The organism is Amycolatopsis sp. NPDC051045, assembly GCF_040682955.1.
Lineage (GTDB): Bacteria > Actinomycetota > Actinomycetes > Mycobacteriales > Pseudonocardiaceae > Amycolatopsis.
The window spans coordinates 1-22,162 of record NZ_JBFBCC010000045.1 but is presented as its reverse complement, the minus strand read 5'-3'; the positions used below and the strand labels follow the sequence as shown (position 1 = coordinate 22,162).

Sequence of the window (22,162 nt, the reverse complement as noted above, 5' to 3'; positions counted from 1 at the left end):
CGCGAGGACGATACAGGGAGGCAGTTTCCGTCACCGAGCTTCACCCATAAGTGTGACAAGGAACGCGCCAGAGATGCCGCCGATGCGATTCTGCGTGGGCGGCACCAAGCAGCCGCGCCGCCGCGGTGTGCGTCCCGGCCGAGGCGGTCTGAGCGTTGACCACCGCGCCGTGATTGGACGGTTCTCCGACATTGTGGCACTCGTTGGCCAGCTGTTCGAGCACGTGACGCATCTCGTTGCGCAATTCGATGTCCTTCAGCCCGAACGCAAACCCGAGTTCCCTGTACGTGACGATCGAACGCCGCAAAGCCGCCATGATCAGGGCGGCGCGCGCCTGCAAGACCACGACATCCCGGTTCTCCCTGTCCATGGTCATACGTTCGCCGAGCAAGGTGCGGATGTTTCTGCGCACCAGAGACACGAGTCGTGAGGCGGCGCGAAAGACCGCGCATGCCGATGAGCGCGCGGGTCATGCGACTGGTGGGACTACCTCCACACCATCGGCCTGGCCCACGAGTCGGGCACCCTCGAACATCGACAGCCGCAGACCCGGTGCGACTGGTGGCCAGAGGTCGGGTGCGAGCGGGTGAAGCCGCACCATCGCCTCTTCGCCGGGAGTGAGTACCTTCGTCACCTCCAGCGTCAAAGGCGCGTCATGGTCTTCCTGATGGACGTCCGGCGGGAAGGCCCAGTGCGACCGGTAGCCAGAGTGGATCGGAGTGTGGCGACCACCTTGCTCCGTGGTCAGGAGCCGCAACCGTGCGCGAATGTACCCCCGCTCAGGTTCCAGCGCCATCCATCGATCGTGCTCCCGGTGAGGATCCATGCCGAGATTCTGCCCGTCCATTGCTCGCTCATGCCGAGTTGCGGACGTAGTGGGTCACACGGTGGCAGCTTGCGGCGGCGTCGATGGCGTCCGGCTTTCGGCCTCGCCGAACCGTCGTTGCTCCTGCACGAGCCTGCCGAGCCGATGGTCAGTGGTCGCGGAGCCGCCCCGATCGTCGAACTCCAGCATGATGCCGTGATGAGTTGCGTCAGCTTTGCGGAAGCCTGCACGAGGGTGCGGGAGCTGTGCGTCGAGCACCTGGGCGAGCACGTCGGGACACAGGTCGCGGCACTGGCGAAACCCGGGTTCGGCCTGCGTCCGGTGAAGCCGGGCATCACCGCGGCCGGCATGGGCAGGATGGTGTTCGGCCTGGCCGTCGGCGTGCACGTCTGGCTCGGCACTCCGCTGGACGCCAAGCGGGTGTCCAGCCCTGGCACCGTGTTGCGTCAGGACCGCGCCGCCGCCTTGTCGTTCACGTTGGCGTTCACGGTATCGATGGGTCTGTTTTACGGCCTCGCCCTGCGCCTCACTCAGGACGAGCCGACCGTCGAGATCTTGGACGGTAGCTTCGACGTGGTGCCGAGCGTGGCCGGCGGCATCGCCGCCGCCCTGCTCGGTCGGTACTTCGCGCCGAAGCCGGGCACCGTCGCGTACGGCATCGCCGGGGCGCTGATCAGCGGCAGGGTGATCCAGGACATGCCCAGTGTGGCCCACGCGGTGGTGGCGGGCGGCCTGTTGATGGGCAGTCAAGCGTTGAAATCGCCCACGAAAACGGAGATGTCGCCGGGCGCAGGGCTCAACATGCCAGCGGTGCAGGCACCCGGCTGAGGAAGTTACACGGCAACCGGGACCGATCTTGGTGCCATCGCCGTGAGACGGACCAGTCCCGCGCATGTTGAACAAGATCGACATGTCACGTGCGACGCGACCTCGGCAAAAAAGCCGACACCTCGACAAAATCGGAGCTGTCGGATCTGCGGCGGCTTCACGATCAGGCCGGCCTCCCGGCGGAAAACCCCCACAAGGGGATGGAGATGCCCGGGATGGTTTCCTCGAACCAGATCACGCACGCCAGCGCTTTGCGCGAGGAATATTTCGACAACTACTTCAAAAAGTGCCTGCGCGATCACCTAGCTCAAACAGGACGTTTGGCGCTCGGCGAGAAGTCGTCCGGCAAAGAGCCACAGACCGTGAGTCTGGCTTCGCGAGTCCTGCAAGAACAAGACCATCTCTCCGCCCTGGTTGAATAGCGGCACCGGTGGGCCGCGCCAGCGCGATCAGGCCGAACAAGCCGCCTTGCTCCGTGGCGCATGCGCACGAGAGGCCCAGGGTGGAGCAGCTTTTCACAGAAGATCACGTCGCTTCTCCCTGAAGTTCGAGACGAAGGCCGCCGTGTCGGTCGATCGGAACGACACGGCACGGCGGCCACTTGCCGTCGCTCTCAGCCGCCGGTGAAGCTCGGCGTGGTCCCGCACTTCGCGTTCTGGTTCAGGCAGGTCTTGACCAGTGCGGCCAGTTTGACGTGGTCCCAGCCGTTCATGAAGTCACCGTGCATCGACGACGCCATTCCCGACGACAGCGCGAGGCCGTCGCCGCCCAGGATGTCGTAATTGACCATGTACGACAGGTTCGGCACCGCGACCGGGTAGTTTCCCTGGCACTTGCCGGCGACCGGGTCACCCATGTGCGACTTGTGGTCGGGCGAGTCGATGTGCTTGCCGTCCCAGCAATCCTTGAACACAAGTTGGTAGATCAGGTTCCCGCCAGGGGCGCAAACAGGCCAGTTCCCGTCGGCGCTCCGCCCGACCTCAGCGCTGCCCGCGCACCAGAATTGGTTTCCCTGTCCCTTCTGGGTGGGTACCTGCAGCTTGGCATCACCCTGCACCATCACCAGCCCGGGCGGGAACGGCCGGACGGCCGACGGGTCGGGGAGCCGGGAACCGTAGTAGATGCGCATGCTCTTGAACGGAACGGCCGCACCGTTCCTCTGCAGCTGCGGCACCCAGTAAGCGGCGTTGTCACCCGGGGAGTTGCACGTCGTTGCCCCGGCGGCGAGAAGCGTTTCGGTAGTCGTGAAGGCGTCGTTCCTCGGCCCGAAGAACGTGTGCATATGGGAGGCGCCGGGCAGGCGGGGGAAGATGATCGCATCGTCCTTGGCTTCGTTCGCGATCGTGCAGTCGGTGTGGAACTCGGGCACTCTCGTCGTCCCGGCCGGCACCGGTGGCGGCACGATGCCCTGGTAGTCGGCCAGTTCGCGCTGGTACCGGGCCTGGTCTACATCCACCCAGCCGGCATCCGCCGCGATGGAGTTGCCCGAAGCTCCGGCGGCACCGGATCCCGGTCCGTTGGTTTCGCTCGCGCCGGCCACGAAGGCCGTACTCCCGGCCAGCGCCAGAGCGAGGGCTGCGGTGAGGACGGCCCGGGTCCGAAGCCGGGACTGTCGAGGTCGATAACCAGCAGCCCGATTTGACATATTTCGCATTTGAATATCCTTACTTTCGACCGGCATTTCTTCGAGGTATTGAACAGAAGATCGGACGCACCGGACGTTTGTGGTTCGCGACGCCGGCACCGAACAGTCACGTGTCACGAAGATCTGAAGTAATGCGATCGCGGAGACGTCGGAGCTTCCGGTGAGGTGCACGATCGCGCCGGCACCGCTGAGCAGCTGAACGCGTGCGCTTCACGCGTCCGTGGCCGCCGATCTCGCGATCGTCGCAGGTACCGGATGGTCTCGGATGCCTAGGCTCCGTTGTGATGCCGCTCGCGTCGGCGAACACGGTCAACCGTGACGCGGAACCGTGGGTTGCACGTAGTCGCCGATCTGGAGATGCGCAAAATGAACACGCTCGACAAGGCCCGAGTCCGGGCCGGCGCCGGCGCACCATTGTTCGCGGTAGAGTCCGCGGCCGCCCAGGAGTCCTGCGGCAACGACTCGATCCTGCGGATACGGGGCAACACGCGGGCGGAGCGGACGGCAGATACACCTGCGGCTGCGCTCGGTGGCGCTGTGGCGCGTCGTGGTCGGGAGAACGTCTTTGATCTCATCGAGCCCACCTGGTCAGTCGTGATCCATCGTGCCGCGCACTACGCGCGTCACGATGCCGATGCGAGCGCACGCTCTCATCGGCATTCGGGTGATGTAGCAGACTTACCACTGAAGCTTGGTCACGCCCCGTGAGCGAACCGACGGGCGTGACGTTTGAAGCAGTGGAGCATCAACCAACCCGAGATACTGGAGTGGTCCAGGTGGCGGCCGCGGAACCGGTTCCATCGAGGCAACTGACAGTAAACCGTGTCGATTGGGTGACGTCAAGCCGCTTGAGTCGCGCAGCTTGACGCCGTTTATCGCGCGCCCCAACAGCTCCGTGAACGTCGTGACTGCAAGCGTTCAACCGGCCGATCACCTGGTTGGCCGACGAACGAGCGCATCCGCGCCTCCTGGCGGGCGAACCCGGCGTCGGGGTCCCACCCGGCGACGGCCAGTTCACCGGCCGGCAAGTAAGCGCCGACCAGGGCCAGCCCGGTGCCCTGCCTTTGTTGGTGCGGGGCGGTCATGCTGTTCGCATCAGCAAATAGCTCCGTGTCGTTTCGGCAGGTCCGGGGTTAGCTTCGGGCAATGGCGAACGAACTGACCATTCCGCTCCTGCCCTGTCCTTCCATCGACGAGATCGCGTCGTTCTACGAGATGCTCGGCTTCGAGATCACCTATCGGCAGACGCGGCCGAACCCGCACGTCGCGGTGCGACGGGAAGACATCAATCTGCACTTCTTCGGGATGGACGGCTACGACCCGGCGCAGTCGTACAGCACGTGCCTGGTCATCGTGGCGGACACCAGTGAGCTGTTCGAAGCCTTCGCGGCGGGGATGCGGTCCGTGCACGGAAAACTGCTCATCTCCGGCATCCCGCGCATGACCCGGCCGCGGCTGCGCAACGACCGGTACACCGGGTTCACCGTCGTCGACCCGGGCGGCAACTGGATCCGGATCAACAAGGCCGCCAAAGAGCCCGAGGCGCAGATCAAGCTCGCCAAAGCCATGGAGAACGCCGCGAGGCAGGCGGATGCGCACGGCGACGAACGCCAGGGGCTGAAGATCCTGGAAGGCGCGTTGAAGCGGGCCACCGGCGACGAACCGGAGTTGCCAGCGGTGCAGGAGTACCGCGACGAGCTCCTCGAACGGATCGAGGGAGTCTGAGCCGCGTCCAGTGAGCAGCCAGCGGCCCAGCACGAACTCGCCGGCACGTGCCCGAGGGACGGAGGAACCGCTCATGCGGCCCGATGAGACATCGGGACTGCCCCGAGTTTGGTTGACACCTCTCCCGTGAGGCTTCGGCCTCTCCTGGACGGAGGGATCTCCGAGGGATGTCTGGCCAACTGGTCGCGCGCGCCGCCGACGTCGAGGACGGCACCTGGCCCGGCGTAACCCGGGACGAGTCCGCTGAACTGCGGGACCTGCGCAAACGCAACCGGCTGCTGGAGCAGGAGAACGAGGTCCTGCGCAAGGCCGCCGCCTACCTCGCGCAGGGCAACGCGCAGGGCAATCGGCCGGGAAAATAGCGTTCCGCTCGTCCGTGAACTGGCCGTGGCCGGCGCCCTTGTGCGGGTGCCGGTCGCGGTGACGTGCAGGGTGCTGGGCATCTCCCGGCAGGGCCTACTACCAGTGGTGCGCCGCCCCGGTCTCGCAACGGGACCCTCGACGACGCACATTCGATCAACGCCGCCCTCGACATCCACGCCGACGACCCGGCCGACGGGTACCGGTTCATCGCCGAGGAACTCGCCGTGGTTTCACCGCGTCGGAGAACCGTGTGTGACGTGACGGCCACGGCTTTTCAGTGACTGCCGGCGAGCTCGCCGGAGAGCTTGCTGTGCCGGCGTGCGCTGTCGGCGTTGAGCCCGGCGATCTCCACCGTCTTGCCACGCCCGGCGTACTTGGTGGTGACCGCGTCGAGAACGGCGACTGTCGAGGCGTCCCAGATGTGGGCGCCGGTGAGGTCGATGACCACCGAATCCGGGTCGTTCGCGTAGTCGAACCGGGAGACGAGTTCGTTGCTGGAGGCGAAGAACAGCTCGCCGGTCACCGTGTACACGATCTGGGTGCCGTCGGGGCCGGTCGTGGCGGTCACGTCGACCAGCCGGGCGACGCGGCGGGCGAAGATGACCATCGCGGTGATCGAGCCGATGACCACACCGATGGCGAGGTTGCTGGTCGCCACGACGACCGCGACGGTGATGACCATGACGGTGATCTCGCCGGCGGGCATCCGCTTGAGCGTGGCCGGGGCGATGCTGTGCCAGTCGAACGTGCCGAACGCGACCAGGACCATCACCGCGACCAGCGCCGCCATCGGGATGTCGGACACCACGGGGCCGAACACCAGACAGAGAACCATCAGGAAGACGCCGGCGAGGAACGTCGAAAGCCGGGTGCGGGAACCCGCGGTCCGGACGTTGATCATCGTCTGGCCGATCATCGCGCAGCCGCCCATGCCGCCGAAGATTCCGGTGACGACGTTGGCGACGCCCTGCCCGATCGCTTCGCGGGTCTTGTTCGACGGCGTGTCGGTGATGTCGTCGACCAGCTTCGCGGTCATCAGCGACTCCATCAACCCGACCAACGCGAACGCCAGCGCGAACGGGGCGATCAGCTTCAGGGTGTCGAACGTGAACGGCACGTCCGGCACACCCGGCACCGGCAGCGACGACGGCAGCGCGCCCTTGTCGCCCACGGTCGGGACCGAGATGCCCGCCGCGATCGTCAACGCCGTGAGCGCCACGATCGACACCAACGGCGCCGGGACCACGCGCGTCAGCTTCGGGAACAGCACCATGACGACGAGCCCCGCGGCGAAGAGCGGGTAGACCGGCCACGGGACGTCGATCAGTTCCGGCACCTGGGCCAGGAAGATGAGGATTGCAAGAGCGTTGACGAACCCGACCATGACGCTGCGAGGCACGAACCGCATCAGCTTCGCGACGCCGAGTGCGCCGAGGACGATCTGGACCAGCCCGCCGAGGATGACGGTGGCGACCAGGTAGCCGAGGCCGTACTCGCGAGCCAGCGGCGCGACGACCAGGGCGATCGCGCCGGTGGCGGCGGAGATCATCGCCGCGCGGCCGCCGACGAACGAGATCACCACGGCCATGGTGAACGAGGCGCCCAGGCCGATGCGCGGGTCGACCCCGGCGATGATCGAGAACGAGATCGCTTCGGGGATCAGCGCGAGGGCGACGACCAGCCCGCCGAGGATCTCGGTGCGGGCGACCTTCGGCGACAGCCACGCCGGACGCCTGCGCAGTCGCTCGGGCAGGGAGGGAACCACTGAAGACACCGGGAAAGACCTGACTTGCTCGGGCACCACGCGGGCGCGAAGACCACCACGTCGCCGACGACGCGGTCGAAGGACAGTGCGAGACGGCGCGCTCGATGACGGAGCCGGGGCAACGGTGACCCCAGCGTGAGCGCCGCCTAATGTTGGATGAGAGTCCGGCTCGCGCCGGCGGCCCCCGCATCCACTGCGGGCGGGATCACGTTCCCGCCCCCGGACCGGCGGGTGCGGTCATCACGACCACCTTACACTACCCTCACGTAAGGGTAGATTCCGAGCACTGCGAGGACGCGTGACTGCAGGACGAACGAGGCAAGGCCGGACCGACGACGTCTCCGGAGAAGCGCGACGGCGGCGTACCTTCGCGGTCATCAGCCACCCGGACGCGGGCAAGTCGACGCTGACCGAGGCGCTCGCTGTGCACGCGAAGGTGATCGCCGAAGCCGGCGCGGTGCACGGCAAGGCCGGCCGGCGCGGCGTGACCTCGGACTGGATGGAGATGGAGCGCACCCGCGGGATCTCCATCACCTCGGCCGCACTGCAGTTCGCCTACGACGACACGGTGATCAACCTGGTCGACACCCCCGGGCACGCCGACTTCTCCGAGGACACCTACCGGGTGCTCTCGGCGGTCGACTCCGCGGTCATGCTGCTCGACGCCGCCAAGGGGCTCGAGCCGCAGACCCTCAAGCTGTTCGACGTCTGCCGCTACCGCGGGATCCCGGTGATCACCTTCGTCAACAAGTGGGACCGGCCCGGCCGGGACGCGCTGGCGCTGTGCGACGAGCTGGCCGAGCGGATCGGGCTGGCCGCGATGCCGGTCACGTGGCCGATCGGTCCGGCCGGCCACCTCCAGGGCGTGCTGGACGTCGCCCGCGACGACGTCATCCGGTACACCGCCGCGGCGAGCGGCGAGCCCACGCCGGAGCTCAGCCTGGACCGCGCGCAGGCGGCAGCGGAACTCGGCCGGGAGTGGCTGCGGGCCCGCGAGGAGGTGGACCTGCTGCAGGCCAGTGGCGGCGAGTTCGACGTCGCCCGCTTCACCGCCGCCACCGCGACCCCGGTCCTGTTCGGCGCAGCGGTCCGCGGCTTCGGCGTCCGCCGGCTGCTGGACCTGCTCGTCGACGTCGCGCCGGGGCCCGCTCCGCGCCGGGACGTCGAGGATCGCGTACGCCCGTTGGACGCGCCGTTCTCGGCGTTCGTGTTCAAGGTGCAGACCGGGATGGATCCGGCGCACCGCGACCAGGTGGCCTTCGCCCGGGTCTGTTCCGGGGTCTTCGAACGCGGGATGGTCGTCACCAACGCCTCCACCCGGCGGCCGTTCGCGACCAAGTACGCCCAGCAGATCTTCGGCCAGGAACGGTCCACAGTGGACACCGCGTACCCGGGAGACGTCGTGGGCCTGGTCAACGCCACCGCCCTGCGCGTGGGCGACACCCTCTACAGCGACAAGCCCCCGGTGCGGTTCCCCGGGCTGCCCAGTTTCGCGCCGGCGCACTTCGCCGTCGCGCGACCGGCCGACATCGGCCGCGCGAAACAGTTCCGCAAGGGCGTGGAACAGCTGGGCGCCGAAGGGGTCGTGCAGGTGCTGCGTTCGGACCGCCGTGGCGACGCGGCGCCCGTCCTGGCGGCGGTCGGGCCGATGCAGTTCGAGGTGGCCGCGCACCGGATGGAGCACGAGTTCACCTCGGCGATCCGGCTGGAACACCTGTCCTACCGGGCCGTGCGGCGGCTCGCCGATCCGGCTCAGCGTTCGCTCGTCGACTCCGGGCGCCGCAGCGAGGTCCTCACCCGGCTCGACGGCGCCGACCTGGCCCTGTTCGCCGAAGAGATGGATGTCCGGCTGCTGCAACGCGCACACCCCGAACTGGTGCTGGAGTCCCTGGTCGCCGAAGGCGGCTGACGCTCCCCGGCCGTCAGCGCACCGGATGCCCAGCGCCCGCGGCGCGGGAAGTGCGCAGCAGTGCGGCGAACTCCTCGGCGATGGCCAGCTTCGCGCGCAGGTCCGCGCAGGCCTTCTCGGCGGTCTCGCTGAACTCCTCGAGCCGGGCCCGGGGATCGTCGATGTGCGGGCTGCCGGGGACCGGGTCGAGGATGGCGAGCAGGTCGCGCATCTCTTCCAGCTGGAACCCCAATGGCTTCATCCGCTTGATCAGCAGCAGCCGGTCGAGGTCCGGCTCGGTGTAGAGCCGGAAACCGCCTTGGCTGCGAGCGCTCGGCACCACGAGGCCGACTTCCTCGTAGTAGCGGATCGTGCGAAGGGACAACCCGGTGCGCTCGGCCACCTCGCCGATCTGCATCTGCTCGCCCACACCGGGTCCTTTCCTCCGCCTGACCGTCAACGGTAACGCACCCGCACCGCCGGAGACCGGCCTCACGACCAACGCTACCCTCACGTAAGGGTATGGCCATCTTTGGCGACGGCCGGTCGCGCGAACACACGCGGCGGATGCGGTGAGTCAGCGGTCATTGTCGGCAAAGCGCCACCACGCCGCCGTCGCGACGATTCCCGCGACGCCGACCAGCGCGACGAGCGCGAAGCCGAGCACGCCGGGTGGGTCGCGGTCCGGGCCGGCGAGCTGGGTGTACAGCGCGGGCACCGACCACGGGAAGTACCGGCCGTAGCCGAGCAGGGCGACGACCTGTGCGGAGAAGACGGCGGCGATCATGGCGGCGACGCCGGCGAGGTAGCCGCGGCCCGCGCTGGCGGCCAACGCGAACGGCGTCACCAGCAGGACCGTCAGCACGGTCGTGACCAGCAGGTCGGCCAGCCCGTGCAGCGCGCCCTCGGCGGACCAGCCGGGCAAACCGATGACGGTGCCGATGAGCAGCCCGAGGACGAAGAGGTAGCAGGCCAGGAGCAGCGACCACGCGGTGGCGACGGCGAACTTCGCGCCGACGATCGTGGTGCGCGCGGTCGGCAGGGCCAGCAGGTCTTTCACCGTGTCCTGGCTGAATTCCCGGCCGAACAGCCACACCACGAGGAGACCGAACAGCAGCGCGCCGCCCACCGCGACGGTCTGGGCGAGCAGGGTGAAGTACGCGGGCCAGTCGGCGATGCCGCCGGTCAGCGAGGCCTTGGTGCCGAGCAGGCCGAGGGACCGGGCGCGCCGCAGATCTTGAAGGATGAACATGATCAGCCCGCCGAACGCGCCGGCGACGGTGAAGGCGGCCGCGGTGACCCACGGCAGCCGGGACCGGCGCGCTTTCAGCAGCTCGACGCGGATGGCGGCGGTCGTGGTGTTCACGAGTTGCTCACCAGCCGCAGGAAGCAGGTCTCCAGGTCGTCCTGCTCCACGGCGAGCCGCGACGGCGGGCAGCCTGCCGTGACGAGGATTGTCGCGATCTCCTCGGGACGACCGACCGCGCGTTCGCCCTCGAGTTCGAGACCGTCGTCGCCGGCCCTCGAGACCGGGTGGCCCGCGGCGCGCAACGCCGCCGTGGCAGCCGCCGGGTCCCGGACGAGGACGTTCAGCTGCGGGCGTGCCTGGGCGACCAGGTCCGCCGTGGCGCCCGCCCAGACGAGCCGGCCGCGGTCGAGGACGCCGATGCGGGTGGCCAGGCGGGCGACCTCGGTCAGGATGTGGCTGGACAGCAGCACGGCCACCCCGTCCCGGGCGAGCTCGCCGAGCAACGCGCGGATCTCGGCGACTCCCGCCGGGTCGAGGCCGTTGGCCGGTTCGTCGAGCACGAGGAGACCAGGGCGGTGGATCAGGGCCTTGGCCAGGCCGAGTCGCTGGGCGTTGCCGAGGGACAGCGTCCGCGCGCGGTGGTGGGCGTACGTGCCGAGGTCGAGCCGGGCGATGACGTCGGACACCGGGCCGTCGCCGCTCAGCCCGCGTAGCCGGGCGATCGCCTGGAGGTTCTCGGTGACGGTCAGGTCCGGGTACGCCGCGGGGGTCTCGACGAGGTAGCCGACGCGCGACCAGACCGCGTGGGCGCCCGGCCGGACGCGCGTGCCCAGCAGCGACACCCGGCCGCCGGTGGGGCGGACCATGCCGAGCAGCATCCGGATCGTGGTGGTCTTGCCCGCGCCGTTGAGGCCGAGCAGCGCGTGGATTTCCCCGGGGGCGACGGTCAGGGAGAGCTGGTCCACCGCCACGACCTCGCCGTAGCGCTTGGTCAGGTCGGTGGCGTCGATGGCCTGGATGTCCGTCATGGGACCTCGTTTCGCGCGCGTGCCAACTGCGCCGACCAGGCTTCCCGGCTCTCCTCGTTCCACCCTACGCCGACCTGTCCCCGAACCGTCCTCTGTGGATAGCCGGGACGGTCTTTGCGCATCTTTACGCGAGGAGTGCCGGGAAGTCTGGTCGGCCGTCCGCGTCCAAGCCCGGGCGGCGGGCGGTTGGACCGACGGCGGGGAATCCGATGGCGCTCACGGGACGTGCAGCATCGTCGCGATGATCGCGGCAAAGACGAGGCCGCACACCGCGGCGACGGCCAGGCCGGTACCGGGCGACGGGCCCGACCTTCGGCAGGAACTTGTCGAAGGGGACAGGCGCGGCGGCGCCTCCACCCGCGCGTCGATCGCGGTCACGCGGTGACCGCTTCGCCCGTGGTCGTGAGCACCGCCGACAGCCGCGCCAGCACCTCGGGGTGCACGCGGTAGTAGATCCAGGTGCCGCGCCGGTCCCCGGTGATCAGCCCGGACTCGCGCAGCACCTTCAGGTGGTGGGAGATGGTCGGGCCGGTCAGGTCGAAGGCGTCGGTCAGGTCGCACACGCACGCCTCGCCGCCCGCGTGGGACGCGATGAGCGACAGCAGCCGCAGCCGGACCGGGTCGGCCATCGCCTTGAACAGGTGCGACAGCTCGACCGCCTGATCTTGCGTCAGCGGCTCCCGGGTCAAGGGCGCGCAGCAGGCGTCCATCGCGACGAGCGGCAGTTGCTTCGACATGCCTCTATCTTGACAGGCTTCCATATAGCGAGCAATGTCTACTTAGACAAGTATCTATCCAAGGAGGTTCTGGATGTCCAGGGTGCAACTGGCACTGCGGGTCGGCGATCTGGCGGGCTCGATCGACTTCTACTCCAAGCTGTTCGGCACCGAGCCGGCCAAGCTGCGGCCGGGCTACGCGAACTTCGCGATCGAGGAGCCCGCGCTGAAGCTGGTCCTGCTCGAGGGCGAGCCCGGCCAGGCGACGGTGATGGACCACCTCGGCGTCGAGGTCGAGTCCACCGACCAGGTCAACGCGGCGACCCAGCGGCTCACCGGCGAAGGCCTGGAGACGCTCACCGAGGACGACACCACGTGCTGCTACGCGGTGCAGGACAAGGTGTGGGTGCACGGGCCGGGCAAGGAGCCGTGGGAGGTCTACACGGTGAAGGGCGACTCGGCAGCGTATGGAAGCGACAGCGCCGCCCTGGTCACCCCGGCGACGTGCTGCACACCGGAGGCCGAAACCGGCGCGACGGCCAAGCCGGAGGGCTGCTGCAACTGAGGTCCGGAGCCGGCGCGCAATCGAGGGGCGCGCCGGCTTCCCTCCGGGGCCGACGCGCGGGCTGTGCTGGCCGACCTGCTCAACAGGCCAGTTCCGCAAGCTCGTGCGGCTGGTCACGAAGCGGGGCGGGGACGAGCTCGCCGATGGCCGTTACCTGAGGTAGCTCGCCAGGGGAATCTTCTGGTCCCGCAGCGCCTTGGCCACGACCCCCGCGATCTTGTCCGCGCCGGCGGCCTCGAAGTGCGTGTGGTCGTTGCAGAAGAACGCGCCCACCGCGCCCTTGGTGTAGTCGCCGTTGTTCGGGCACAGCTTGAGCGTGTTGTAGAGCGTGTAGCTGAGCTTGTGCAGGTCGATGACCGGCGCGCCGGTCGCGGCGCCCGCCGCTGCGGTTTCGGTGAGGAATCCCCGGTTGCCGACGGCCGTGCTGCCACTGCACGTGATCGCCGCGACCGGCGTCAGCAGGATCGGGTGGGCGCCCCGGTCCTCGGCCGCCTGGGCCATCGCTGTGAGCAGGCTCTGGTAACGAGCCCGGCCCACGTGACGCGGGCAGTTCGCGTCGCCGTCGTTGATGCCGAACTGGATGAACAGGTAGTCCCCCGCGTGCATCCCGTTCACCGGGTCGAGCATGTCCAGCCATCGCTGGGCGTAGGTTTTCGGGCTCACCACGCACTCGCCGGCGGCGTCCTTCGTGCCCGTCACATGGGACTCGTAAAGCCACGTCTGGACGCTACGGCCCGACACCGCCTTGTTGACGACCGTGACATCGTCGGTGAACAGCCCGTCGAACCTGCTCCCCCAGCCCACCGGGCAGGCCGACTTCGGATCCGCCATGGTCGAGTCGCCCGCCATCCACACCTTCACCCCGGCCGCCGCCGGGGCCGCACCACCAGTGCCGGGCACACAACTCGCGCCGGACGAAGCACCGGCCGTCCCGGCGCCCACCACCACCGGTGCGGCCAGCACCATCGCGATGGCCACGATCCCGTTTCGCACTCCGATACTCACCATGAGCTCTCCTCCACATAGGACTCGGTACCGGCGCGCCGCCCGGGGTGGGGATTGAAGACGGGGTGGAAGCTTTCCGGCGGGGCGAGGTAGGTGGCCGGCAGCCCGCCGGTGTCGACGACGATCTGGTCGACGGCGTTCGCCGGATCGACCATCCACAGCTTGAGGACGTGGTCGCCTGGCCGGTCCACGGTGATGCTCGTGGTCAGTTTCTCGATGCCCTCGACCACGTTGCGCGACCACGCGGCGGTGGCGGAGGTGACCCCCGTCCCCTTGAGCAGGATCGGGCTGCCGGAATCGAGGCCGACGGCGAGCCTGCGGGTGCCGCGTTCGTCCAGCGAGGGCAGCCGGTAGACGGTGAGCGGGAAGGTCCCGGCTGTGGTGAAACGGACGTGGTACTGGAGTTCGGGCGCCACGGTGCGACTGTCCCCGTCGATGCGGGCCGCCTCGAACGGCACACCGATGACGGCGGCGCCGGACCGGCCGAGGCCGGGAACCGTCTGCCAGGTCGCCCCGGACCGCGGCACCAGCCGGTCGTAGTGCTCGGCCTCGATCGACACGTAGCCGTGGGCCTCGACGAAACCGGTCGCCGTAGCCCGACCCCGCTCGCCGTCGTTGACGACCTGCAGCGGCACGGTCACGGTGGCGCCCGCGCCGGTGATGCGCACCTGCGGGCTGCTGTCACCGGGCGGCGCTGCGGCCCAGTCGACGCTGACCCGGATCCGCACCTGGTCCGGGGTGGTCCCCGCGCCGGCGCTGACCCGCACCCAGGAGTGACTGGTGGAAACCTGCCAGGACAGCGGGGCGAACCCGGTGTTGAAAATGTCGATGAAGCGCGGGGTCCGGGTGTACGAGGAGAACGACAGGGGCCGGGTGACGCCGGTTTCGTTGCCCTCGGCGGCCACTCCGAGGCCTACGGCGCTCGTCCGGGTGAGCCTGGTCACCGCGGGCACCCGCGGCGCCTTGGGGACGTTGCCCGGATAAGGGTTGATGATCTCTTTCCACTTGCCCCCGGCGATCGCGGTGTTGTAGCGGCGGGTCAGCGCCTCCTCGTCGGCCTGGGCCCGCTCGGCGAGATCGGCGAAGGTGTTCACCCCGGCACCGCGGCCCTGCTTGACGGCGAGCGCGTTGCGGTCGGCGCACACGAACTTCAGGTTCATCAGGTACGCGCCGGTCAGCGGATACTGCAGCAGCTCGAAGAAGGCGTCCTGGTAGGCCGCCGGCAGCTGCCGGCCCACCGCCTCGGCGCGGCTGATCAAGTTCCGGTACGCCGCCATCCGCCGCTCCGCCTCGTCGCCGTGGTGGACGAGGGAGAAGACCCCGCTCTGGATGAACTCGGGGCGCCGCGCCGCGGCCAGCTCGGAGTAGCCCTGCCGGATCTCGGCGATCTCCTGGGCGTGCGCGGCGCCGAACTGGCGACCGGCCCATTCGGCCAGGCGGGGGTGCACGTCTTCCGCGCGCCACCGGTCGATGTCCCAGGCGAGCGCCATCGCGAACGACAGCCCGGCCTCCTGCGACTTCAGGTCGCCCACGTTGACGATCCAGGTGTGGTGGACCCCGTTGTCGTACGCCCGGCGCAGCTCCTGCCACATCTTGGCCGGCGCGGTGGTGTCCAGCCACAGGTAGCTCTTCGGCGCGCCCCAATAGGAGATGTGGTAGTACAGGCCGTTGCCGCCGGAGCGCTGCCGCTCGGTCGTCGTGGGCAGCTGCCGCAGGTTCCCGTGGTTGTCGTCCGGCCAGATCAGCGTCACGTCGTCGGGCACCCGGACCCCGGCGTTGTAGAGGTCGAGCACTTCCTTGTACGGGATGAAGATCTGGGGCGCGGCGCCGACCGCCGGGGCGACCTCTTCCGCCAGGATCCGGCGCTGCTGGGTGATGATGTCGTTCATCACCGCGACCCGCTCGGCCGTGGTCTTGGCGTTCTTGGTGACCAGGCCGGAATCGTGGATGCCGCGCATGCCGACCGTCCAGACGCTTTCGTACCGGGCGTTGGCTTTCGCCCGGGCCCGCCAGTAGTCCAGGATCGTGTCCGGGTTGACCGTGTAGTCGTACTCCGGGAGGCTGCCGTCCGGGTTGCGGTGCGCCTCCGCCCACGGCTGCCACTCGTGCACGTTGTTGCGCAGCAGGGCCTCCGGGTGGCTGGAGCCGACGACGACGCCGTACTCGTCGGCGAGGCGGGCGTTGTCGGGGTAGGCGTTGAAGTGGTCCGACTCGGGGTGCATGGCCGGCCACAGGTAGTTCGCCTTGAGCCGCAGCATCAGCTCGAAGATCCGGGTGTAGGTGACCGGCCCGATGTGCTTGCCGGGCTCTTCGGTCCGATACGCCCACTGCGACAGGTTGTCCTCGTCGTTGAGGAAGATGCCGCGGTACCGGACCGCCGGCTCGCGCCGCTTCTTCGTGACCGGCGCCAGGGTCACCGTGTCGCGGCGCGGCACCGGCACGTCGGCCCACCAGTACCACGGGGAGACGCCGACGCGCTCGGACAGGTCGTAGACGCCGTAGATGGTGCCGCGCCGGTCGCTGCCGGCGATCACCAGCGCGCGGTCGACCCCGGCGATCGGCGCATCGACGACCTGCGTCACCGAGGCCTCCCAGCGGCCGGCCACCTCGGAGACGTCGAGGCGGCCGGACGCGACGAGCTTGTCGATGACCGGGCTGTGGCCGATCGTGCCGATCAGCACCGCCGTGCGGGACAGCCCGGCGGTGCGGTTCGTCAGGATGGGCAGCACGCCACTGACCCGCTCGATGTCCGTCTGCAGGTCGCCCGCCACCCGCCGGACGGCCCCGTCGTCGGCCGCGTCCACGAACACGTCGGCGGCGACGCCTCCGGTGACCAGTGAAAAGCCGTCGCCCTCGGCGGAGGCCGGCTCGGCGGCGAGCAGGGTCACCGCGGCCGGCGTCAGCGGGAGCACCCCTGCCGCGGCCAGCCCCCGCAGGAACGACCGGCGGGATGACACGGATGCGTTGTCCTTCGGACGACCCGACGGCTCGGCGATCACTGGAGTTTCCCTTCGGCATGGCTGCTTGGCGGCGCTGTGGTCCGGAAATTGCCGATCGCTTCGTCGTTGTTCCCGCGGAGTGGGATTCACCTCGATGTGCACGTTCGACCCGATCGAGGCCGTCGGCTGCCGGGCTGGACCAAAAGGCCGCATGCGGTGGAACTTCGGGCCGCCGAAGGGTCAATCCCGTGCCGACGAGGGCACCTCGACGTTAAGAACCACCCCTGACGGTGTCAACACTTTCACCGAATTCGACGACGGATCGCCCGGCGCAAGAGTGCCCGGCCCGGTATCTTTGCCCCCTCCCCGGGAAAAGTGCTGCCGATTCGACACGTCGGAACAATTGTCGGCAGGGCAGCTCGCACGTCCGGATTCGGACTTGGCGCAGCGCTGGGTGGTCGGTTTCGCACGGCCTCGATGGCGGCGTAGAACTGCCCGATCGTCCGGTATTCGTCGCCCTGGGGCGGGTCGTCCGCCGACGCGGGCTGTTCGATGCGCAAGAACAGCTCGAGGGCTTCGGGGCCGAACGGGGCCAGGTGGACGTGCACGGACCGGTCGCCGTGCGGCAGCGGATGCGGGTACGGCGGCAGCAGCTCCGGCGTGTCGAGCTGGGGCGAGCCGCCGACGGCGTTGAGCAGGGTTCGCGGCCAGCGCCACGTGGATCATTTCCTCGGCGAGGACCGTGCCCACCACTTGGGCGGCTTCGGGATTGCGGCCGGGTCCAGCGAGTACAGCGCCGATCACGACGATCTTCATGGTGTGCCTTCCGTCCCGCGTCCCGGCCGCTCCGGGAACGTCGCTCGCCAGCCAGGACCGGACAGACCCCCGGTTTGCGACAGCCCCGATGTCACAAACCGCGATGGCGTCCTGTCCGCACGAGTTCGGCGCCCACGATCGAGAGGATGACCGCTTGGCCGACGCCGGCCGCCTCCAGCAGGTTGTCCATGGTCTTCCGGAAGAACGCGGGCGAGGCCTCGTCGAACGTCGGCGAGTTCGTCAGGTTGACGACGACCTCGGCCCCGGCCAGCGCCTCCGGCAGGCCCCGCCCACGGTTGTTGCCGTCCTCGCCTTCGAGCTCGAACACCATCTCGCCCTCCAGCACGTAGCCGAAGGCCGGTCCGGGGTGGCGGTGCGGCGGGGTGCCGGGGTCGCCCGGCGGGTACTCGATGACGATGGTCATCGCATGCGCGCCCTCCGGTATGAAGGGCGGTTTCGCCTCCTGCCGCACGATCAATGACATCGAAAGACCTCCTTGATGAACGGGTGCACCCGCTAGGACCGGACAGCCCCGCGATTGGTGACTCCGGGTGTCTTGCGCCGAGCTGTCACACACCACGGGACTGTCTTGTCTTCACTGGCGCCGGGATCACGACGATGCCCGGCGGACAGGAGGTTTGCCGTGACCAGCGTGGTGTCGGACTGCTGAGGGCCACGCGGTGCCGCCGGCCTTCGCGCTGATAAGGCCGCGGCGAACGTCGAAATGCCGGGACGCCGCGGATCGGACGGAGTGCACGCCGTTCTGTCTTCGTCGATGACCGGCGTTCTGACAGTGGGTCTCCTGAACCTCCGGCGTAATCGAAACATTCGATGAGGAAGCCTGGCCGTTTCGGTCGATGTCTCATTTTCGCGCGTCACGGCCGACGATGCGGCGTCGAATGCCATTCGACAACGCCGGGGGGCGATCTCCCGTTGACTGCGACAGCAGGACTGGCTACATTGACTCAAACTCCAGGTGGAACAGCCCGAACGTTGGCGCGTCAGCGGTGACGCCGTGGAGGTGAGACACTCAGGGCGAGTAGATTCCCCGTGTCGAGTGCAGTCAGGTTCGGTTGTCGGCGGCAACCTTCTGCCCATTCATCCGCGCAGCCGAATGCGCGTATTTTGTCAGATGCCTCTTGAAGATTCGGGAAGAATCTGGCAATAAGATCAATGTTAGCGCTAACAATCAGCCCTGACACTGAAGGAGAAACCACCATGAGTTCGATGGGTCAAGCCCCACCGACCGCGCCGCCCCGCACGGACCGCGTCCGGCGCAGCCCTGGGGGGCGCGCACTGATCACCCTGCTCACGACCGTCCTCGCGGCTGCCACGGCGGTCGCGCTCAACCCCGGCGCGGCGTCGGCGGCGACCGTCGACACGAATGCGTCGTACGTGCTGGTCAACCGCAACAGCGGCAAAGCGCTGGACGTTTCCGGCGCCTCCACCGCCGACGGAGCAATGGTCCACCAGTGGTCCCGCCACGACGGCGCCAACCAGCAGTGGCAGTTCGTGGACTCCGGCAGCGGCTACTACCGGCTGAAGTCGAAGAATTCCGGCAAGGTCCTCGACATCGACAACTGGTCGACCGCCGACGGCGGGAAAGTCCAGCAGTGGACGGACCTCAACGGAACCAACCAGCAATTCAGCCTCGCCGACTCCGACAGCGGCTACGTCCGGCTGATCAACCGCAACAGCGGCAAAGCGGTGGAGGTGACGGGCGCGTCGACCGCGGACGGAGCAGCCGTCGTCCAGTACGGCGACTGGCAGGGAGCCAACCAGCAGTGGCAACTCGTCCGGCTGGGGGACACCGGCGCGTGCTCCCTTCCGTCGACCTACCGCTGGTCCTCGACGGGCCCGCTGGCCGACCCGAAGCCGGACTGGCTCGCGCTCAAAGACTTCAGCAACGTCGTCTACAACGGCAAGCACCTCGTCTACGGGTCGACGACCAACTCGTCCGGCTCGTACGGCTCGATGAACTTCGGAACCTTCACGAACTGGTCCGACATGGCCTCGGTCAGCCAGAACGGGATGAACTCCGGCACCGTCGCCCCCACCCTGTTCTACTTCGCCCCGAAGAACATCTGGGTGCTCGCCTACCAGTGGGGTCCGACGACTTTCAGCTACCGGACCTCGAGCGACCCCACCAACGCCAACGGCTGGTCCGCGCCGCAGACACTGTTCACGGGCACCATTCCCGGCGGGGCTCCCCTGGACCAGACCCTCATCGGTGACGGCACGAACATGTACCTGTTCTTCGCCGGCGACAACGGCAACATCTACCGCGCCAGCATGCCCATCGGGAACTTCCCGGGCAGCTTCGGCTCGAACTACACCACGATCATGAGCGACACGCAGGCCAACCTGTTCGAAGCGGTCGAGGTCTACAAGGTCCAAGGCCAGAACCAATACCTCATGATCGTCGAAGCGATGGGAAGCAACGGACGCTACTTCCGCTCGTTCACATCCAGCAGCCTGAGCGGCTCGTGGACACCGCAGGCCGCCACCGAAAGCAACCCCTTCGCCGGCAAGGCCAACAGCGGCGCCACCTGGACCAACGACATCAGCCACGGCGACCTGGTCCGCAACAACCCCGACCAGACCAAGACCATCGACCCCTGCAACCTGCAGCTGCTCTACCAAGGAAGGAACCCGAACTCCGACGGCACCGACTACAACCACCTGCCCTGGCGGCCGGGCGTGCTGACACTGCAACGCTGAACGCCTGACGCAGGCCCGCCCCCAGCCGGTCGGCGCCCCACCCCTCACCGGGTGCGGGCGCCGACCCCGGGTTTCCCGCGCTGCCGTCCGAGCGGTGGTGTTGACGGGCACGGTGACGTTCATCGTCAGGCCGTCACCGGCTGCCCTCCACTCACCCAGGCCACGCCCGCTCGCGCTGAACGACCCCGGAAGAAAGGTCCGGCGGCACTAGGCCGCGCGGCGCGGGGGGACCACGGTGGAGGGATGACAGAGATCCAGCACAGGTCCGATCATCACCTCAAGACCGCTGTCACCGATGAACTCGCCTGGACCCCCAGCGTCAACGCCGAAGAGATCGGCGTGACCGTCTCAGGGAGTATCGCGACGCTGACCGGACACGTCGGCACCTACCCCGAGAAGGAAGAGGCCCTGCGCGCCGCGACCCGGGTCCACGGCGTGACCAAGACCGCCGACAAGATCCTCGTCCGGCACGGTCACGACGTCCCGGCAGATGTGGATCTCGCCCGGGAAGCCATGGCCGTGTTCGACCGCCGCTCGGTCGTCGTGCCGAAGGACGCGGTGCAGGTCGACGTGCGCGACCAGGTGGTCACCCTGCGCGGCTCGGTGGACTGGCACTACCAGCGTGAAGCCGCCCGTCGGGCGGTGGCCGCGCTCCCCGGGGTCAGCGGAGTGCGGAACCTCATCACGCTGCGGCCTTCGCCGGGGGTCTCGCCGGCCGAGACCAAGGCGCAGATCATCGCGGCGCTCGCCCGGCACGCGCCGGGATTCGCGCAGCACGTCGAGGTCGGCATCGACGACGGTCAGGTCACCCTGACCGGCCAGGTCCTCACCCCGGCCGAACGCCGTTCGGCCGAGCAGACCGCGTGGTTCGCGCCCGGCGTGACCGCGGTCGACAACCAGGTGAAGCTCTCCGGCTGAGCCTCCTCCCGCGCAAGCCGCGAAGTCTGGAGCACCATGAACATTCTCGTGATCATCGTCATCGCCGCCGCGTTGCTGCTTCTCCTGGCTTCCGCGGTGCGGATCGTCAAGCAGTACGAACAGGGCGTCCTGTTCCGGCTCGGCCGGGTGATCGGCGTGCGCGAGCCGGGGTTGCGGCTGATCATCCCGGTCGTCGACATCCTGCGCCGGGTGCCGTTGCGGATCATCACGATGCCGATCCAGTCCCAGGGCATCATCACCCGCGACAACGTGAGCGTCGACGTGTCCGCGGTGGCGTACTTCCGGGTGCGGGACGCGGTGAAGTCGGTCGTCGCGATCGAGAACGTCTACGCCGCGATCGACCAGATCGCCCAGACGACGCTGCGGAAGGTCGTCGGGCAGCACACGCTGGACGAGACGCTGTCCGAGACCGACAGCATCAACGTCGACATCCGCCGGATCCTGGACGTCACCACGCTCGACTGGGGCGTGGAGGTGACTCTCGTGGAGCTGAAGGACATCCAGCTGCCCGACACGATGAAGCGGGCGATGGCCCGGCAGGCCGAAGCGGAACGCGAGAAGCGCGCCAAGATCATCAGCGCCGAAGGCGAATCCCTCGCCGCCGCCGCACTCGGCGACGCGTCGGACACGATGATGGCGCACCCGCTCGCGCTGCAGCTGCGCAACCTGCAGAGCCTGGTGGAGATCGGCGTGGACAAGAACACCACCGTCGTGTTCCCCGCCCCGCTGATGAGCACCATCGGCGAGCTCGGCTCCTTCCTGGCCCGCGAAAGCGCCGCCGCGACCCCACCGGCCGCCACGGCCCCGATCGAGCCGCCGAAAGCGGCCGTGAACGGAACCCGGGCCGAAGACCACTGACCCCCGGACTCCGCAGTGCTCTGTACGAAAAGGACAGAGCACTGTGGACCCGGCGGCTCGCCCGCGGACAGGCCGAGGACCACAGCGCGGTCGCCCGTCGCTCGCCGGCTTCCCGGCGATCACGGCACCGGGCCCGGGGCGCGCAAGGGACCGTTCGTCCCGGTTCAGCGAGGGCGGCTCGCCGCCGCCGCGGCCAGCACGACCGCGGGCGCGAGGTCGCGGTCGGCCAGTGCGCGGGCCACGTCGCTGAGCCGGCGGTTGTTCCGCCGGGCGAAGCCGCGCAGAG

General features: G+C 68.6%; 21 protein-coding genes and 1 pseudogene. 10 read left to right on the top strand and 12 right to left on the bottom strand.

The features are described 5' to 3' along the window. Window positions 1–40: 40 nt before the first annotated feature. The gene (locus AB0M80_RS43080; RefSeq protein ID WP_364576340.1) at window positions 41–412 is read right to left on the bottom strand and encodes a hypothetical protein; all 372 of its coding nucleotides are present in this window, start codon (window positions 410–412) and stop codon (window positions 41–43) included. Window positions 413–895: 483 nt separating this feature from the next. Between AB0M80_RS43080 and AB0M80_RS43075 the strand changes: the two genes are divergently transcribed. Then, complete coding sequence (locus AB0M80_RS43075; protein WP_364576339.1) at window positions 896–1,654, top strand: hypothetical protein; 759 nt, start codon at window positions 896–898, stop codon at window positions 1,652–1,654. 89 nt (window positions 1,655–1,743) lie between these two features. Next, window positions 1,744–2,076 carry a DUF305 domain-containing protein gene (locus AB0M80_RS43070; RefSeq protein WP_364576338.1) on the top strand — a complete coding sequence of 111 codons (333 nt, stop codon included), beginning with the start codon at window positions 1,744–1,746 and terminating at the stop codon, window positions 2,074–2,076. Window positions 2,077–2,267: 191 nt separating this feature from the next. On the opposite strand, the gene AB0M80_RS43065 is transcribed toward AB0M80_RS43070, so the two are convergent. After that, window positions 2,268–3,194: a DUF1996 domain-containing protein gene (locus tag AB0M80_RS43065; protein WP_364576337.1), complete on the bottom strand. Its 927-nt coding sequence runs from the start codon at window positions 3,192–3,194 to the stop codon at window positions 2,268–2,270. Between the two features lie 471 nt (window positions 3,195–3,665). On the opposite strand from AB0M80_RS43065, the gene AB0M80_RS43060 reads away from it, so the two are divergent. From AB0M80_RS43060 to AB0M80_RS43050, 3 genes and pseudogenes are all read left to right on the top strand, one after another. Then, on the top strand, window positions 3,666–4,007 hold the full coding sequence (locus AB0M80_RS43060) for a hypothetical protein (protein WP_364576336.1): 342 nt from the start codon (window positions 3,666–3,668) through the stop codon (window positions 4,005–4,007). 438 nt (window positions 4,008–4,445) lie between these two features. Further along, window positions 4,446–5,024 carry a hypothetical protein gene (locus AB0M80_RS43055; protein ID WP_364576335.1) on the top strand — a complete coding sequence of 193 codons (579 nt, stop codon included), beginning with the start codon at window positions 4,446–4,448 and terminating at the stop codon, window positions 5,022–5,024. A gap of 236 nt (window positions 5,025–5,260) precedes the next feature. Next, window positions 5,261–5,640 (top strand): annotated as a pseudogene (locus tag AB0M80_RS43050) (IS3 family transposase); the annotation flags it as partial. A gap of 21 nt (window positions 5,641–5,661) precedes the next feature. On the opposite strand, the gene AB0M80_RS43045 reads toward AB0M80_RS43050, so the two are convergent. Continuing rightward, window positions 5,662–7,152 (bottom strand): SulP family inorganic anion transporter, encoded by a 1,491-nt coding sequence (locus AB0M80_RS43045; RefSeq protein ID WP_364576349.1) that lies wholly within the window; start codon window positions 7,150–7,152, stop codon window positions 5,662–5,664. Window positions 7,153–7,450: 298 nt separating this feature from the next. On the opposite strand from AB0M80_RS43045, the gene AB0M80_RS43040 reads away from it, so the two are divergent. Then, complete coding sequence (locus AB0M80_RS43040) at window positions 7,451–9,061, top strand: peptide chain release factor 3 (protein WP_364576334.1); 1,611 nt, start codon at window positions 7,451–7,453, stop codon at window positions 9,059–9,061. A gap of 13 nt (window positions 9,062–9,074) precedes the next feature. Here the strand turns inward: AB0M80_RS43040 and AB0M80_RS43035 are convergent, their stop codons facing one another. From AB0M80_RS43035 to AB0M80_RS43015, 5 genes are all read right to left on the bottom strand, one after another. After that, complete coding sequence (locus AB0M80_RS43035) at window positions 9,075–9,470, bottom strand: MerR family transcriptional regulator (RefSeq protein WP_364576333.1); 396 nt, start codon at window positions 9,468–9,470, stop codon at window positions 9,075–9,077. 147 nt (window positions 9,471–9,617) lie between these two features. Next, window positions 9,618–10,406 carry an ABC transporter permease gene (locus AB0M80_RS43030; RefSeq protein WP_364576332.1) on the bottom strand — a complete coding sequence of 263 codons (789 nt, stop codon included), beginning with the start codon at window positions 10,404–10,406 and terminating at the stop codon, window positions 9,618–9,620. After that, window positions 10,403–11,317: an ABC transporter ATP-binding protein gene (locus AB0M80_RS43025; RefSeq protein WP_364576331.1), complete on the bottom strand. Its 915-nt coding sequence runs from the start codon at window positions 11,315–11,317 to the stop codon at window positions 10,403–10,405. Before AB0M80_RS43025 ends, AB0M80_RS43030 begins: the two co-directional genes overlap by 4 nt. Window positions 11,318–11,533: 216 nt before the next feature. After that, window positions 11,534–11,695, bottom strand: coding sequence for a hypothetical protein (locus tag AB0M80_RS43020; protein ID WP_364576330.1), 162 nt, complete (start codon window positions 11,693–11,695; stop codon window positions 11,534–11,536). Then, a complete protein-coding gene (locus tag AB0M80_RS43015) occupies window positions 11,692–12,054 on the bottom strand; it encodes a metalloregulator ArsR/SmtB family transcription factor (RefSeq protein ID WP_364576329.1) in 363 nt (120 codons plus the stop codon). The genes AB0M80_RS43020 and AB0M80_RS43015 overlap by 4 nt, the downstream gene beginning before the upstream one ends. Before the next feature lie 73 nt (window positions 12,055–12,127). Here AB0M80_RS43015 and AB0M80_RS43010 point away from each other — a divergent pair, with 73 nt between their 5' ends. Next, window positions 12,128–12,598, top strand: coding sequence for an ArsI/CadI family heavy metal resistance metalloenzyme (locus AB0M80_RS43010; protein WP_364576328.1), 471 nt, complete (start codon window positions 12,128–12,130; stop codon window positions 12,596–12,598). Window positions 12,599–12,748: 150 nt separating this feature from the next. Here AB0M80_RS43010 and AB0M80_RS43005 read toward each other — a convergent pair whose 3' ends face one another. The 4 genes from AB0M80_RS43005 to AB0M80_RS42990 form a co-directional block, all read right to left on the bottom strand. After that, the gene (locus AB0M80_RS43005; RefSeq protein WP_364576327.1) at window positions 12,749–13,606 is read right to left on the bottom strand and encodes a GDSL-type esterase/lipase family protein; all 858 of its coding nucleotides are present in this window, start codon (window positions 13,604–13,606) and stop codon (window positions 12,749–12,751) included. After that, on the bottom strand, window positions 13,600–16,560 hold the full coding sequence (locus AB0M80_RS43000) for a glycosyl hydrolase 115 family protein (RefSeq protein WP_364576326.1): 2,961 nt from the start codon (window positions 16,558–16,560) through the stop codon (window positions 13,600–13,602). The genes AB0M80_RS43005 and AB0M80_RS43000 overlap by 7 nt, the downstream gene beginning before the upstream one ends. A gap of 284 nt (window positions 16,561–16,844) precedes the next feature. Then, window positions 16,845–17,192 (bottom strand): ferritin-like domain-containing protein, encoded by a 348-nt coding sequence (locus tag AB0M80_RS42995; RefSeq protein ID WP_364576348.1) that lies wholly within the window; start codon window positions 17,190–17,192, stop codon window positions 16,845–16,847. A gap of 257 nt (window positions 17,193–17,449) precedes the next feature. Further along, on the bottom strand, window positions 17,450–17,842 hold the full coding sequence (locus tag AB0M80_RS42990) for a cupin domain-containing protein (RefSeq protein WP_364576325.1): 393 nt from the start codon (window positions 17,840–17,842) through the stop codon (window positions 17,450–17,452). Window positions 17,843–18,576: 734 nt separating this feature from the next. Between AB0M80_RS42990 and AB0M80_RS42985 the strand changes: the two genes are divergently transcribed. The 3 genes from AB0M80_RS42985 to AB0M80_RS42975 all read left to right on the top strand — a co-directional run bounded on the left by AB0M80_RS42985 (window position 18,577) and on the right by AB0M80_RS42975 (window position 21,876). Continuing rightward, window positions 18,577–20,079 (top strand): non-reducing end alpha-L-arabinofuranosidase family hydrolase, encoded by a 1,503-nt coding sequence (locus AB0M80_RS42985; protein ID WP_364576324.1) that lies wholly within the window; start codon window positions 18,577–18,579, stop codon window positions 20,077–20,079. Between the two features lie 243 nt (window positions 20,080–20,322). Next, a complete protein-coding gene (locus AB0M80_RS42980; protein WP_364576323.1) occupies window positions 20,323–20,997 on the top strand; it encodes a BON domain-containing protein in 675 nt (224 codons plus the stop codon). A gap of 36 nt (window positions 20,998–21,033) precedes the next feature. Next, complete coding sequence (locus tag AB0M80_RS42975; protein ID WP_364576322.1) at window positions 21,034–21,876, top strand: slipin family protein; 843 nt, start codon at window positions 21,034–21,036, stop codon at window positions 21,874–21,876. The last annotated feature ends 286 nt before the right edge of the window (window positions 21,877–22,162 follow it).

Excerpts from the sequence above, each read along its gene's own strand:
- AB0M80_RS43010 (WP_364576328.1), top strand. The coding sequence starts at position 12,128 with ATGTCCAGGGTGCAACTGGCACTGCGGGTCGGCGATCTGGCGGGCTCG.
- AB0M80_RS42990 (WP_364576325.1), bottom strand. The coding sequence starts at position 17,842 with ATGTCATTGATCGTGCGGCAGGAGGCGAAACCGCCCTTCATACCGGAG.
- AB0M80_RS43005 (WP_364576327.1), bottom strand. The coding sequence starts at position 13,606 with ATGGTGAGTATCGGAGTGCGAAACGGGATCGTGGCCATCGCGATGGTG.
- AB0M80_RS43060 (WP_364576336.1), top strand. The coding sequence starts at position 3,666 with ATGAACACGCTCGACAAGGCCCGAGTCCGGGCCGGCGCCGGCGCACCA.
- AB0M80_RS43025 (WP_364576331.1), bottom strand. The coding sequence starts at position 11,317 with ATGACGGACATCCAGGCCATCGACGCCACCGACCTGACCAAGCGCTAC.
- AB0M80_RS42975 (WP_364576322.1), top strand. The coding sequence starts at position 21,034 with ATGAACATTCTCGTGATCATCGTCATCGCCGCCGCGTTGCTGCTTCTC.
- AB0M80_RS42985 (WP_364576324.1), top strand. The coding sequence starts at position 18,577 with ATGAGTTCGATGGGTCAAGCCCCACCGACCGCGCCGCCCCGCACGGAC.
- AB0M80_RS43015 (WP_364576329.1), bottom strand. The coding sequence starts at position 12,054 with ATGTCGAAGCAACTGCCGCTCGTCGCGATGGACGCCTGCTGCGCGCCC.
- AB0M80_RS43055 (WP_364576335.1), top strand. The coding sequence starts at position 4,446 with ATGGCGAACGAACTGACCATTCCGCTCCTGCCCTGTCCTTCCATCGAC.
- AB0M80_RS42980 (WP_364576323.1), top strand. The coding sequence starts at position 20,323 with ATGACAGAGATCCAGCACAGGTCCGATCATCACCTCAAGACCGCTGTC.